The sequence below is a fragment of the Bradyrhizobium sp. HKCCYLRH2060 genome, from assembly GCF_051168135.1.
Lineage (GTDB): Bacteria > Pseudomonadota > Alphaproteobacteria > Rhizobiales > Xanthobacteraceae > Bradyrhizobium.
The window spans coordinates 135671-148883 of sequence record NZ_JBNPUK010000005.1; the positions used below are offsets into that span (position 1 = coordinate 135671).

Genomic DNA, 13213 nt, shown 5'->3' on the forward strand with positions numbered 1-13213 from the left:
ACCGATCAAGCCTTTCGGCCAGGGGGATCGTCGACCGATCGTTCGGCGGCCGCGAGCAGCTTGTCGATGACCGTGTCGAGGGTCGCGATCTCGGCGGCCGAAAGCACGCTCAGCAGATCGGCCTCGCGCGCCAGCGCATGGGGCACGATCCTGCGGTACAGCCCTCTGCCGGCAGCCGTCAACGCCACGATCCGCTCGCGGCCGTCCGCGGGATCGCGGCTCCGGCTGACGATGCCGCGGGCCTCCAGGCTCTGCATGGCGCGGCTGACATTCATCTTGTCGAGAGTCGTCAGCCGGCCGATCTCCTTGGTCGGCAGCCGCGGCTGCTCGCCGAGCGCCGCCAGGATCCGCCATTCCTGGCGCGACAGCGCGAAGCGGTCGGCATAGACCTCCGCCACCGCCAGCGACACCTGCTCGGCGAGCCGGGCCAGCCGGTAGGGGAAATAGCGCTGCAACCTCAGCTCACGCTCGGCGATCCCCTCTCCACCCGTTCGGCCGCGGGTCTCGTTGGCCACCTTCGTCATCGCGTCCCCTGCCCTCGTCCGTTCCAGGCGCTCGTTCCTGGCGACCTCAATCCGATCCCAATCGGGTTGATCTGGATCAAAGCCACACAATCGTATCATTCGTTACTATCCTGCCAACAATGATCATGGGAGGACCATCGTGCAGATCGAGAAGATTCATCACGTCGCCTATCGCTGCGTCGACGCCAAGGCCACCGTCGAGTTCTATAAGAAGGTCCTCAACATGGACCTGCTCGGCGCGATCGCCGAGGACAAGGTGCCCTCGACCAAGGCGCCAGATCCCTACATGCACATCTTCCTCGATGCCGGGAACGGCAACATCCTCGCCTTCTTCGAGCTGCCGAACTCGCCGCCGATGGGGCGCGATCCGAACACGCCGGAATGGACCCAGCACATCGCCTTCCAGGTGAAGGACATGGAGGAGCTTGAGGAAGCCAAGGCCCGCGCCGAGGCCGCCGGTCTCGACGTCGTCGGCATCACCGACCACACCATCTTCAAGTCGATCTATTTCCATGATCCGAGCGGCCACCGGCTGGAGATCGCGGCCTGGACCGCGACGCCGGAGCAGATCACGCGGATGAAGTCGGTCGCCCACGCCATGGTCGACGAATGGGCCACGACCAGGAAGCCGCCGCGGCACACCGCCTGGATGCACGAGAAGGAATTCGCCGGCAGCGACTGAGCGATTGCTCGTTCCGACAGTCCCGACCGCAACGCGCCAGGCGAGGCAGCCATGAGCAACTATGTCTATCCGCGATTTCCCTATGTCTGCTCGGCGGAGCAGCGCAGCGGCGAGACCCGCCGCCATCCGATCGTCGTGATCGGCGCCGGGCCGATCGGCCTCACCGCGGCGCTCGATGTCGCCGCCCGCGGCCAGCCGGTGGTCGTGCTCGACGACAACGACACCGTCAGCATCGGCTCCCGCGCGGTGTGCTACGCCAAGCGCCCGCTGGAGATCTGGGACCGGCTCGGCTGCGCCGCGCCGATGGTCGAGAAAGGCGTGAGCTGGAACATCGGCAAGGTGTTCTTCCGCGACCAGCTCTCCTATCAGTTCGACCTGCTGCCCGAGCCCGACCATCGCTGGCCGGCGATGATCAACCTGCAGCAATACTATCTGGAGGAGATCCTGGTCGACGCCTGCAGCAGGAGCCCGCTGGTCGATCTGCGCTGGAAGCATCGCCTCGTCAGCCTGAAGCAGAGCGAGGATTGCGCGCAGCTCGCGGTGGAGACGCCCGACGGCATCTTCACCATGGAGGCGCAATGGGTGATCGCCTGCGACGGCGCCAATTCCGACACCCGCCGGATGGTCGGCGCCGAGTTCACCGGCCAGTTCTTCCAGGACCGCTTCCTGATCGCCGACGTCAGGATGAAGGCGGACTTCCCCACCGAGCGCTGGTTCTGGTTCGACCCGCCGTTCCATCCGGGACAGTCGGTGCTGCTGCATCGCCAATCGGACAACATCTGGCGCATCGACTTCCAGCTCGGCTGGGACGCCAATCCGGACGAGGAGAAGAAGCCCGAGCGCGTGATCCCGCGCATCCGGGCGATGCTCGGCGAGACCGCCGAATTCGAGCTGGAATGGGTGTCGATCTATCAGTTCGCCTGCCGGAGGATCGACAATTTCCGTCGGGGACGCGTGCTGTTCGCCGGCGACGCGGCGCACCAGGTGTCGCCGTTCGGCGCCCGCGGCGCCAACACCGGCGTGCAGGACATCGACAACCTCGCCTGGAAGCTGGCAATGGTGCTGCGCGGCGAGGCGCCGGAGAGCCTGATCGACAGCTATCACGAGGAACGCGCTTACGCGGCCGACGACAACATCCTGAACTCGACACGGGCGACCGATTTCATCACCCCGAAGACGAAAGCGAGCCGCACCTTCCGCGACGCCGTGCTCGACCTCGCGCAGCATCACGCTTTTGCGCGGCCGCTGGTCAACAGCGGCCGGCTGTCGACGCCGACGCCCTATGCCACATCGTCCCTGAACACGCCCGACGGCGGGGGCGTCCCCGGCGCGATGACGCCTGGGACCAATGCCGCGGACGCGCCGGTGATGATCGCGGGCGAGCCCGGCTGGTTCCTGAACTGCCTCGGCTCGGGCTTCACGGTTGTCACCTTCGACAACGCCGTCACCGCCGAGCAGCTCAGCATCGACGGCATCACGGCGCGGGTGCTCGTCGTCGGCCGCGACCTCGCTGATCCCAAGGGCCTGCTCGCGGCACGATACGGCGCCTCGCCCGGCACGACCTATCTGTTCCGCCCCGATCAATATGTCAGCGCCCGCTGGCCGCAGTTCGACGGGGACGCGATCACGGATGCGGTCCGGCGCGCCTGCGGCAGGCGCCCCGCGGCCCAGCAGGAGCTTGCAGCATGAGCCTCACCCTCACCCCGAACATTCGCGATCCCGACGACTTCTATGCCGAGCTGATCGGTGGCCAGCGCGACCTCAGCGAGGACGAGGCCCTGCGCATGAACGCCAGACTCGTGCTGCTGCTCGCCAACCATATCGGCGACCGCGCGATCCTGAGCGAGGCGATCCGGCTGGCGAGGTCGCCCGGCGGCTGACCGCATTAATTCTTGTTCGACTTTCGGCGCGGTTTTGATCCCGATCAAAGCCGCGCGTGCGCGTTCTCTGGCAGGAAAAGAGACCCGCAGGCGGCTCACTCGCCGGCACAGGATTGGCGTGTTCGTGCTCATATCGCCTCCCGATCCGCTCCCGGCCGGTTTCATTGTGACAACATCATAATGTCACGCCACCTTCACTGAGGCCCTCTACGTCTTCGCCTCGTTCCACACTGGCACGGGGATTCGCATGTCGCGCTACTACAAGACGCTGCAGACGCAGCGCTTCGACGACTATCGCTACTATCATCAGAGCCGGATCAATCAGACGCTGCACCTGATCAGCGCCGTGATCTTCCTCGTGTGCTATGCGCTGCTGTTCAAGGATCCGGCGATGGCCGGCCTGGTCGGCTGGCTCGCGATGCTGACGCGGCAGACCGGGCACTTCTTCTTCGAACCGAACGGCTATGACCACGTCAACGGCGTCAGCAATGACTACAAGGAGGCGGTCAAGGTCGGCTACAATCAGACCCGCAAGATCGTGCTGCTGACGGTGTGGGGCCTGGTGCCGGTGGCGCTGTTCGCGTTTCCGACGCTGTTCGGCCTGTTCGCCGAGCCGGCCGGCCGGATGGACTTCGTCCGCCACGTCGGCCTGCTCTGGCTCGCGGTCGGCATCGGCGGCGGTCTGTTTCGCGTCATCCAGCTGTTTGCGACGCAGGATGTCCCGACCGGCCTGATCTGGGCCTTCAAGGTGCTGACCGACCCGTTCCACAACATCGCGCTGTACTGGAAGTCGCCGCTGGCGCTGCTGCGTGGCGAGTTGATCGATCCGACCATCAAGGACGCCTCGCATTGGGGCGCCGCCGAGGACGAGGCCGAAGAAGCCGCGCATCTCACCTGATCGCGAGTTCCCGCCGCGGGACCGTCCCGCGGCGGGCGTCGTCGGAGTGACGGGCTTCAACACCATGGAACGACTCTCCTGCTGCGCCGTTGCGGGCTTAGTGCTGGTGGCCTTCAGGAGCTTTCCATGTGTGACTACAGCCTCCATACTGTTGCTTCCCGTGACGCCAAGACTGCCGACGTGCTGGTCTCCTGTCGCTTTCCCGGCACGGAGACCCGCGGCTTCTGCACCAAGGACGATCCGCTGACCGCGGTGTGCCTGCGTCCAGGCACCGAACTCGCCTTCGAGGGCGACGTGCGGATCAAGGGCTTGTTCTTCCGCCGCAAGGTCGGGGCGCATCTCGCCCGCTTCCGCCAGGTCGACACCAACAAGCCGACCGAACATCACGATGCGCTCGAATTCTCCAATGGCCGGATCGTCAAGGTCACCGACCTGGCCACCGGCCAGCGCGCCCGCGTGCTGCAGATGCCGGCCGACCCGGCCGCCCGGCGGACGACCGCGCCGCTCACGATCGAGCTGCGGGCGACGCAGCTCTGAAGACGTCGACATGGCCGGCGTCAGCGCCGAGGCGGCGCTGACGTCGGGCATGACCGGCTGAAGACAATGCGCGTCGTCGAAGGCTGCGCGCCCGCCCCCTGATGTCATCCTGAACATGTGATCTTGCATGCGTGCTCGCGATCCCGCGGCACGATCGGTACCCGGGTGATGCGGCCGTCAGCCCTCTCGACGAGAGGGCGCGGGGAAGGCCGGGTGCTGACCGCGGCCCATGGCCCGCCTGCAACAAGAAAGCAGGCGGCAGTCACCACAGGTCGGGCCTGACAACCGGCCTCCCCCGCGCGATCGGTTTTAACGGTGTCCTTCGTGCTCTCCCTGGGGATCGGCGTTCTTGCCCCCATCGCCCGCCCCGAGCCGTCACAGCATCGAAAGCGGACTTGACCTCAGCGTCGAGAGGCCAGGACCACACGACTTCGCCGTCCGTGACCGCGAGCGCTCGTCTGGCGCCGCCGTCACGTCCATCGCAGCCCACCTCCACGTTCGTGACGACGCGTACGTCCCTCTGCACGAGGCGGGATGGAGCGACATAAACATGATTTCTGAAAAATAGCAAGAGGAATTTCGCGAAATCCGCAGAGCGATCGGTCTGCGGCGGTGCGCTCCCCTTCCCCTTGCGGGGAGGGGAGAGGAGAGAGCGGTAGTGTCGGCGGAAAACGCTGGCGTGCTGCAACGCGGAACGCTGGGGTCAATCAATCCGGCAGATTCGTAAATTTCGGACGCCAGACGCCCAGGATCACGTTCACGGTGGCGACGCCGAGCATGACCCAGATGGCGCCCTGCTCGCTGCCGAAGTTGGGCGCAAGCGTCGCCGGGTCGATCTGGCCGGCGACGGCGCGGGCGGCCTCCTCGGCCGCCTCCTGCATCGGACCCTGCACGGCGGCAAAACCCCATTCGAAGACCAGGATGCCGGAGGCCAGCTTGGCAAGCGCCCAGCCGGCGCTGTGCAGCGCGCGGTTGATCGCGATCGCGAGCAGTCCGGCGATCAGGGTCAGGCCGAGCGAGGGAAAGAACACGTAGCGCACGATGGCGCCCATCGCCGCGCGCATCTCGGCATAATGCGACAGCGACACCGACGGCTGCGGGATCAGGCCGAGCAGCACGACGAGGCAGGCCATCGCGCCCATCATGCCGATCGCGCCCATCGTGTGCAGGAACTTCATCAACCGTCGCATGGCATTCCCCCGGCGTCGTGAAGATGAGATCTCGTCCGGCAGGGATCGCTGCCCTGCCAGGTCAAGCCACGCTGCATGCGCGGGCTGCCGTCACCCGTCATCCATACGATCAAGACCGGACATCGGATCACGCATCGGGACGAGCGCCTGGCTCTACCAGTGCCGCGTACCCGGCCCGCCCTTGAACGGTCCGACGACAGGAGAGGTGATCCAGCCGCCGTAGAAATCGCCCTCTTGCGCGGCAACGCGCTCGTCACCGACGAAGCAGGCGTCGACGCGGGAAGCATAGAATGCCAGATGGCCCGCGATCGGCGCGAAGGCGGGCGTCGGCTGCTCATAGCTCCACGCCGCCTGCTCGGACCGGCGGCCATCGACCTCCACGGTCCAATAGCTGGCGACGCCCTTGAACTCGCAGAACGACTGGCCAGGCGCGCGCCGCAGCCACTGCATCGCGACATCCTGCGATGGGATGTAGTAGACGGGCGGATGGCTGGTCTCGAGCACGCGATAGCCGTCCTGCGTGTCGGCGATGGTGACGCCGGCGAATGCGACGCGCAGCCGCGCCGTGCAGCGCTCCAGCCGCGGCGGCCGCGGATAGTCCCACACCGATTCCTGTCCCGGCCCCGGCACGATGCGCTGCATGTCCCTTCTCCGTCATGGCGCCGCCGCCGCGCGTAGCGACCGGCCAGCGCAAGGCAACGGCCCAAGGGAGGCAGAGGATCACCGTAGATTGATGGGGAGCGGCGGCTGTCGTTCCGGCTTCACGACGGTGAAGCCGCCGGCGGAGCGGGCCCAGGCTCCTGCGCGGTTTTGCCGTTGTGCAGCCCGATGCGGAACAGTTGGATGTAGCTACCGAGATAGAGCGGCGAGAGGCCGGCGACCGGCTGCTCCGGGACCGGCGGGTCGAGCAGCAGGACAGCATCGAAGTTCGAGCGCCAGCCGGCCAGATAGCGCGCGAGCGGCAACACGTCGGCGGGCGGCGTGTCCGGCTGCAGCCAGCGCCACGCGGCGGGCTCGGCCAGCGGCTGCGCGAGACGCGCGAAAGAGGGACGCACCGTGACGGGCTGCTGGTTCGGATGGGCGAACATCAGCGGCCAGAACGCCCGCCGCTCGATCACGAGCAGCGCCGCCATATGGGAATCGACATAACGGAAGCCGGGCAGGATGCGCTCGCGCCGGCTGGAGACGGGCTGCTCGTGGCCATGCGCGGCGATGACGCGCGCGCCGGGCTGCACATGCGCGATCGCCGCGCGCAGTTCGGCGAGGTCGACCCGGTGATCGATCCAGGCCGATGCGATATCCGCGGTCCGAACCAGCATCAGCCCTGCGAGGACGATGCCGACGAGCGCCGCCTTCCTGCCGGACACGACCGGATGCAGGCCGGCGAACAGCAGCAGGCCGCCCATCGCGGCAAAGCGCATGTCGATCAGCGTTCCTCCCAGCGCCGTCCAGGGCGCCGCGACGAAGGCCGTGAACAGCGCCGCCAGCGCCAGCGGAATGCCCGGCGCGATGACGAGCTGGCGCCGGACGAGAACCAGCACCGACATCACCACGACGGTCGTGATGATCGTCAGCTCGGCGCTGGTGGTCAGGAACGGCGTCATGATGCGCCACAGCTTCGGCGGTCCGTCCCAGTCGCCGAGTTGCAACCCTCCCTCGCCCAGCGGACAGAGCCCATAGAGCAGCACGGCCGGGCTGAGCGTGAGTCCGAGCGCACAGGCCGCGACCGCCAGCTCCCGCGTCAGGACCGCCGACCGGCGCAGCCGCCACAGCCGATCGGCCTCTCCGGCGCCGATCAGGACCGCGAAGAACAGCAAGCCGAAGATGTGGCAGAGGAAGGCAGCCGACGCAGTGATGGCCCCCCAGGCGATCGCCGGCAGCCAGCCGCCCCGACGGCGCAGCGCCACCCAGCCGGCGGCGCCGCCGAGGGCAAGACCGAGCGAGAGCTGGAAATTCATGAAGCCGAGCAGGAAGACGCCGTCATAGGCGACGATGCCGGCCGCCAGCGGCCATAAGGACAGCCGGCCGAACACCGCGCGGTGATAGGCGATGACCCCGATGAGTGGCGCGAACAGGCTGAGCGCGAGCAGGATGCGGCCGCCGACATGAACGCCGGTGATGCGCAGCAGCGCGACGCCGATCACGTCCATGCCGAGATTGGGCAGGATGCGCCAGTTCGGCGCGTACATCTGCGACAGCACGGGATCGTCGGGATGCGCCAGCACGAACAGCCGCGCGAGGTGGTTCGGATAGTCGAGCACCGGCGGGACATCGACCAACAGAAACGGCACCGCGAGCACGATGGCGAGCACCAGCGCCAGCAGGATCCAGCGCCAGGGCAGCTCGCCGGCGCTGGAGGCGGACACGGGAGGATGGGGGACTGATCGAAAGTCTGAATGCACGAGGAGGCTGGCCGGCGCGATGGCGCCAGTCGCCGGCGAGCACGATGGCAAATGCATTGAGGTACCCCATTCCGCCCGGGATACTTCGATACCATCCGACCAAAGACTGCAAGATGTCCTGAGGCAACCTTCTGGTTGTGCCTAATGCCCCGTTACTTTACGGGGATTCCGCGAAACCGTCGGCTCAAGCGATCGCCTGGAGATAGCGCCGCACCGAGCGATCGAACGCCGCCTTGGCATCGTCGGCGACGTTCTTCTGCCACCAGGCGCCGTAGATGCGATCGAAGGCGAGCGGCGCGACCGCATCGGCGATGCGGCGCACGGCGGCGGCGCCGAGCGGGATGTAGTTCGGATAGGAGTACATGAAGCTGACATGGCGGCGATCCATCGCCACCATGGCGATGTCGCCGGTCAACAGCGCGCCCCTGCCCTCGGCTCCCTTCCGCCAATGCAGGATGGTGGCGCCGGCGAAATGCCCGCCGGTCCGCAGCAGCACGATTTCGTCCGAGAGCGCGAGGCGGTCGCCGGTCCACGGCACGATCGCAGGATGCGGACGGGTGACGAAGGCCGCGTCGTCGCCGTGCAGATAGACCGGCGCATTGCCGAACGCGGCGCTCCAATCGGCGACCGCGCCATAATAGTGCGGATGCGACACGGCGATGGCCTTCAGCCCGCCCAGCGAGCGGACATGGGCAATGGCCGCATCCGTCGCCAGCGGAATGCAGTCCCACATCACGCAGCCGTCCGGCTCGGGAACGAGCAGCGCGCGCTGACCGATCGCGAAGCCCGGCTCCAGAGCAAGGCCGGTGAGGCCGTCATCCTCGCGCCAGGCGACCTGATGCCGTTCGGCGAGGTCGTCGCGGCTGAGGAAGCTCTGTCCCTTCCAGTTCACATATTGCCGCTCGTCCTCGCAGACGACGCAATGGCCGGGCGGTGCTGGCGTATCGGGAAACTGCGCGCCGCATTGAAAGCAGGTCCAGAGAGGCATGGATCACCGGTCGTCCGGGTTAGGAATGCCAAGGATAGCATGCGGCCCATCTCGGAACACCGTCGCGCGCGGCTTCGTGATTGCCTAGTGTCGCCGGACCGCACCAGAGGAGTTCTCGACATGCCGACCCGGCTGCGCCGCGCCTACGTTCACCGCCTGCCGATGCGGAGCCCGGACGATGTCGGCGCGCTCGAGGCCGGAATCGCGCAAGGGGCGATCGATCCCGCAGGGATCGTCGCCATTCTCGGCAAGACCGAGGGCAATGGCTGCGTCAACGACTTCACCCGCGCTTTCGCCGTGCGCTCGCTGGAGGCGCTGCTCGGCCGATATCTCGCGGCGGACGCCGTGCAGCAGATCGCGATGGTGATGTCCGGCGGCACCGAGGGCGCATTGTCGCCGCACATGATCGTGTTCGAGGCACGCGACGGCGGCGATGCCGCGAAGCCACGCGATGTCCCGACATCGCTGGCGCTGGGGCGCGCGCGCACGCCGGTGCTGGCGGGCGAGCATCTCGGCCGCATGCAGCAGGTCGAGCTCGTGGCCGCCGGCGTGCGCGCGGCAATGGCCGACGCCGGCATCGGCGATCCCGCCGACGTCCATTACGTGCAGGTGAAATGCCCGCTGCTGACGATGGAGCGCATCGAGGCGGTCGAGGCCCGGGGACAGCGCACCGCCGTGCGCGATACGCTGAAGTCGATGGGCTTTTCGCGCGGCGCCTCGGCGCTCGGGGTCGCCGTCGCGCTCGGCGAGCTCGCAGCCGGCGATCTCTCCGATGCGACGATCTGCGCCGATGTCTCGCGCTACAGCGGACGCGCGGCCACCTCGGGCGGCGTCGAGCTGCTCGACCACGAGATCATGGTGGCCGGCATGTCGGCCAAGTGGAGCGGGCCGCTCGCGATCGATCATGCCGTCATGGGCGATGCCATCGACATCGAGCCGGCGCGGCAGGCGCTCGCCCGGCTCGGCCTGAACGTGACGGGCCAGGTGCCGGCGGCCGACCGCAGCCGCATCGCCGCGGTGCTCGCCAAGGCGGAGGCGGCGCAGAGCGGCCGGCTGCGCGGCCAGCGGCATACCATGCTGGACGACAGCGACGTCTCCTCCACCCGCCATGCCCGCGCTTTCGTCGGCGGCGCGCTGGCCGGGCTGTTCGGCTTCACCGACCTGTTCGTCTCGGGCGGCGCCGAACACCAGGGCCCTGACGGCGGCGGGCCGGTCGCGGTGATCGTCGCGCGCGGCTAGATCGGCGGTATCGAGATCCGGCAGGCGTCGCTCCCGCGGTTTGCGGAGACCTCGCGGGAGTTTGGGCGCGACCGGTAACGAATAACCAACAGACCCTTACCTGCGACTGATTATCACATGCATTAGGTACGATCATCCCAGGCGGGCCACCAGCGCAACCCGTTTTGGTCGAATTTCGAGGACTTGTTGAGAGGCGTTCGCAACAGGAGTGATCCTGATGGCGAATCCACGAACAAGATTTGTCCTTGAGTAGCCATTGGGGTGGTTGAGTATGGGTCGAGCCGTCTTTCCAGCAAGCTTGCGCGGGGGCACCGCGCTTCGAGGCGATGCCTCCGCTGACGTAGCGGGGGTCAAGGTATCGGCGGTCGCGGGGCTGATCGCCGTCGCCTCGTTCTCCGGCGCCGAGGCGCAGCAGGCGCCCCTGCCCTCCGTCACCGTCGAGGCGCCGGCCGCCCGCGCCAGGCCGGCGCCATCGCGGCCGTCAGCCGACCAGGTCCGCGCCCGCAGCGCGCTGCGCCGCGCGGCCCGCCAGCCGCAGCAGCCGCCGGCTCAGACCGGTCCGCAGACGCCGCCCGACGCCAACCCCTATGCGGACGCGGCCGCGCCCTACAAGGTCGACCGCGTCGCCTCCGGCAAGTTCACCGAGAAGCTGGTGAACACGCCGAAGACCATCACCGTGATGAGCAAGGAGGTGCTGGAGGACAAGCACGTCACCACGCTGAAGGAGGTCGGCCGCTCGACCGCGGGCGTCACGCTCGGCTCGGGCGAAGGCGGCAACGCGTTCGGCGACCGCTTCTTCATCCGCGGCTTCGATGCCCGCAACGACATCTTCATCGACGGCATCCGCGATCCCGCCGTGTCGGTGCGCGAGAACTTCTTCACCGAGCAGGTCGAGATCCTGCGCGGTCCCGCCTCGGCCTATGCCGGCCGCGGCACCGCGGGAGGTGCCATCAACATCATCACCAAGCAGGCCGGCGACCGCAATTTCACCAACGCGGAGTCGACCCTCGGCACCGACCAGACCAAGCGCGTGACGCTCGACGTCAACCAGACGATCTCGCCGACCTTCTCGGTGCGCACCGGCGGCCTGTTCCAGGACGCCAATGTCGCGGGACGCGACCACGTCACCGACGACCGCTGGGGCGGCTTCATCTCAACCAAGTGGACTCCGACGGACTCGCTGAAGGTCACGACCAACTACGTCCACACCGACCTCTCCGGCTATCCGGACTTCGGCGTGCCGTTCTACAAGCAGGGCAACATTCCGGCGACCTCGGCCGGCATCCCGCGCAACAATTGGTACGGCTTCCTCAACCGCGACTTCCAGGCGGCGCGGCAGGATTTCGGCACGCTGGCGGGCGAGCTCAAGCTCAACGACGCCATCACCTTCACCAGCAAGCTGCGCGGCGAGCATTCCGAGCTGAACTACATCGGCACCCTGCCGAATGCGAGCGTGGCGGGAACGGCGAACCCCGATCCGACCAAATGGTTCTTCAACGCCAGCGCGCAGAGCCGCTATCAGACCGTCGACAACTGGGCCAACCAGAACGACCTCACGTTCAAATACGACACCGGGCCGGTCAAGCACACCACGGTGGTCGGCACCGAGTTCTCCAAGGAGAACATCTCGATCGACCGCTATGCCGGACTGACCTCGGAGGCGTTCGGCTCGCAGGGCACCACCGGCGGGGGCTTGCAGAACCAGAACATGTTCAGCCCCGCCTACACCAACCTGCCGTTCACGACCGTGCCGTTCCTGACCGGTAATCCGACTCGCTACGATGTCGACAGCAAGAGCGCCTATGTGATCGACACCGCGAACTGGCGCGACACCATCATCCTCACCGGCGGCCTGCGCTATGACGGCTATGCGATGCGCTCGTCGAACAACACCGCCTCGGCGACCGTCGATTCCGACCTGATCAACTACAATCTCGGCCTCGTCTACAAGCCGCTGCCGATCGGCAGCCTCTATGCCGCCTATGCGACCTCCGCCAATCCGTTCGGCTCCGAGCTCGACGGCACCGCGACCGACTACGGCGGCATTCCGCCGAACAGCACCATCATCCTCGGGCCGGAGCGCAACAAGGGCGCCGAGATCGGCACCAAATGGGAGCTGGTCGACCGCCATCTGCTGGTGACCGGCGCGCTGTTCCAGACGGTGAAGGAGAACGCCCGCGAGACCGTCAACGGGCTTTTGACCTCCGGCGCCGCCTACCGCATCCAGGGCATCGACATCGAGGCGGAAGGCAAGCTCACCGACCGCTGGAGCATCTTCGGCGGCCTGGTGCTGATGCAGTCCAAGGTGACGCAGAGCGGCGTCGCGTCCAATACCGGACTGCAGCTCGCCAACATCGCGCACCAGTCGCTGAGCGTGCTGACCAAGTACAAGTTCGACGACGGCTGGGAGATCGGCGGCCAGGCCGTCTACCGCTCGAAAGTGTTCGGCGGCACGTTCGCGGCCAACACCGGCAACGAGCTGCCGAGCTACTGGCGGTTCGATGCCTTCGTGGAGAAGCAGATCGACAAGAACTGGAGCATGAAGGTCTATGCCCAGAACCTCACCAACCAGCTCTATTACGACACCTTCTACCGCAGCAACGTGCCGTTCACCCAGGTCGCTCCCGGCCGTGCGTTCTACCTGATCACGACGGCGAAGTTCTAAGGCCGCGCGCGTCCCGGTCGGGAAACAGATTCGCCAGATTCCCGCCGCATCTCGCGATGCGGCGGGAAGCAGCTCGAACCGAAGATCGCCGAAGTGATCATCAAGCGCACGATTTACCTCGCGGGACGGGGTGAAGGCCGGCCAATTCTCCCATCAGCAATTGAATGACGGAGATCAGCTCAACCAGGAGGTTTCAAGTGTTGCCGTG

General features: G+C 67.0%; 12 protein-coding genes. 7 read left to right on the forward strand and 5 right to left on the reverse strand.

All coding sequences use genetic code 11. The features are described from left to right. Positions 1 to 5: 5 nt before the first annotated feature. Complete coding sequence (locus ACQR10_RS13180) at positions 6 to 524, reverse strand: MarR family winged helix-turn-helix transcriptional regulator (protein WP_316217205.1); 519 nt, start codon at positions 522 to 524, stop codon at positions 6 to 8. Between the two features lie 139 nt (positions 525 to 663). Between ACQR10_RS13180 and ACQR10_RS13185 the strand changes: the two genes are divergently transcribed. The 5 genes from ACQR10_RS13185 to ACQR10_RS13205 all read left to right on the forward strand — a co-directional run bounded on the left by ACQR10_RS13185 (position 664) and on the right by ACQR10_RS13205 (position 4521). Beyond that, on the forward strand, positions 664 to 1206 hold the full coding sequence (locus ACQR10_RS13185) for a VOC family protein (protein ID WP_315802694.1): 543 nt from the start codon (positions 664 to 666) through the stop codon (positions 1204 to 1206). 51 nt (positions 1207 to 1257) lie between these two features. Then, positions 1258 to 2895, forward strand: coding sequence for an FAD-dependent oxidoreductase (locus ACQR10_RS13190; protein WP_316217206.1), 1638 nt, complete (start codon positions 1258 to 1260; stop codon positions 2893 to 2895). Further along, entirely contained in the window at positions 2892 to 3086 is a 195-nt protein-coding gene (locus ACQR10_RS13195) for a DUF2783 domain-containing protein (RefSeq protein ID WP_315802692.1), read from the forward strand. The genes ACQR10_RS13190 and ACQR10_RS13195 overlap by 4 nt, the downstream gene beginning before the upstream one ends. A gap of 247 nt (positions 3087 to 3333) precedes the next feature. Beyond that, positions 3334 to 3984 carry an Mpo1-like protein gene (locus ACQR10_RS13200; protein ID WP_315802691.1) on the forward strand — a complete coding sequence of 217 codons (651 nt, stop codon included), beginning with the start codon at positions 3334 to 3336 and terminating at the stop codon, positions 3982 to 3984. Between the two features lie 126 nt (positions 3985 to 4110). After that, positions 4111 to 4521 (forward strand): hypothetical protein, encoded by a 411-nt coding sequence (locus tag ACQR10_RS13205; protein WP_315802690.1) that lies wholly within the window; start codon positions 4111 to 4113, stop codon positions 4519 to 4521. A 707-nt stretch (positions 4522 to 5228) separates the two neighbouring features. On the opposite strand, the gene ACQR10_RS13210 is transcribed toward ACQR10_RS13205, so the two are convergent. The 4 genes from ACQR10_RS13210 to ACQR10_RS13225 form a co-directional block, all read right to left on the reverse strand. Next, entirely contained in the window at positions 5229 to 5711 is a 483-nt protein-coding gene (locus tag ACQR10_RS13210) for a hypothetical protein (protein WP_316217207.1), read from the reverse strand. Between the two features lie 153 nt (positions 5712 to 5864). Next, positions 5865 to 6353, reverse strand: coding sequence for a DUF427 domain-containing protein (locus tag ACQR10_RS13215; RefSeq protein WP_316217208.1), 489 nt, complete (start codon positions 6351 to 6353; stop codon positions 5865 to 5867). Between the two features lie 119 nt (positions 6354 to 6472). Then, positions 6473 to 8077, reverse strand: a complete 1605-nt coding sequence (locus tag ACQR10_RS13220) for a hypothetical protein (RefSeq protein ID WP_316217209.1) — start codon at positions 8075 to 8077, stop codon at positions 6473 to 6475. Between the two features lie 220 nt (positions 8078 to 8297). Beyond that, on the reverse strand, positions 8298 to 9101 hold the full coding sequence (locus tag ACQR10_RS13225) for an MBL fold metallo-hydrolase (RefSeq protein ID WP_316217210.1): 804 nt from the start codon (positions 9099 to 9101) through the stop codon (positions 8298 to 8300). A gap of 120 nt (positions 9102 to 9221) precedes the next feature. On the opposite strand from ACQR10_RS13225, the gene ACQR10_RS13230 reads away from it, so the two are divergent. Together ACQR10_RS13230 and ACQR10_RS13235 are read left to right on the forward strand one after the other, a co-directional pair. Beyond that, the gene (locus ACQR10_RS13230; protein ID WP_316217211.1) at positions 9222 to 10340 is read left to right on the forward strand and encodes a ring-opening amidohydrolase; all 1119 of its coding nucleotides are present in this window, start codon (positions 9222 to 9224) and stop codon (positions 10338 to 10340) included. Between the two features lie 271 nt (positions 10341 to 10611). Beyond that, positions 10612 to 13005 (forward strand): TonB-dependent receptor, encoded by a 2394-nt coding sequence (locus tag ACQR10_RS13235; RefSeq protein WP_316217212.1) that lies wholly within the window; start codon positions 10612 to 10614, stop codon positions 13003 to 13005. The last annotated feature ends 208 nt before the right edge of the window (positions 13006 to 13213 follow it).

What these genes read in the sequence shown, in the direction of transcription:
- ACQR10_RS13190 (WP_316217206.1), top strand. Translation starts at nt 1,258, where the DNA reads ATGAGCAACTATGTCTATCCGCGATTTCCCTATGTCTGCTCGGCGGAG.
- ACQR10_RS13225 (WP_316217210.1), bottom strand. Translation starts at nt 9,101, where the DNA reads ATGCCTCTCTGGACCTGCTTTCAATGCGGCGCGCAGTTTCCCGATACG.
- ACQR10_RS13195 (WP_315802692.1), top strand. Translation starts at nt 2,892, where the DNA reads ATGAGCCTCACCCTCACCCCGAACATTCGCGATCCCGACGACTTCTAT.
- ACQR10_RS13200 (WP_315802691.1), top strand. Translation starts at nt 3,334, where the DNA reads ATGTCGCGCTACTACAAGACGCTGCAGACGCAGCGCTTCGACGACTAT.
- ACQR10_RS13235 (WP_316217212.1), top strand. Translation starts at nt 10,612, where the DNA reads ATGGGTCGAGCCGTCTTTCCAGCAAGCTTGCGCGGGGGCACCGCGCTT.
- ACQR10_RS13205 (WP_315802690.1), top strand. Translation starts at nt 4,111, where the DNA reads ATGTGTGACTACAGCCTCCATACTGTTGCTTCCCGTGACGCCAAGACT.
- ACQR10_RS13180 (WP_316217205.1), bottom strand. Translation starts at nt 524, where the DNA reads ATGACGAAGGTGGCCAACGAGACCCGCGGCCGAACGGGTGGAGAGGGG.
- ACQR10_RS13210 (WP_316217207.1), bottom strand. Translation starts at nt 5,711, where the DNA reads ATGCGACGGTTGATGAAGTTCCTGCACACGATGGGCGCGATCGGCATG.
- ACQR10_RS13215 (WP_316217208.1), bottom strand. Translation starts at nt 6,353, where the DNA reads ATGCAGCGCATCGTGCCGGGGCCGGGACAGGAATCGGTGTGGGACTAT.
- ACQR10_RS13230 (WP_316217211.1), top strand. Translation starts at nt 9,222, where the DNA reads ATGCCGACCCGGCTGCGCCGCGCCTACGTTCACCGCCTGCCGATGCGG.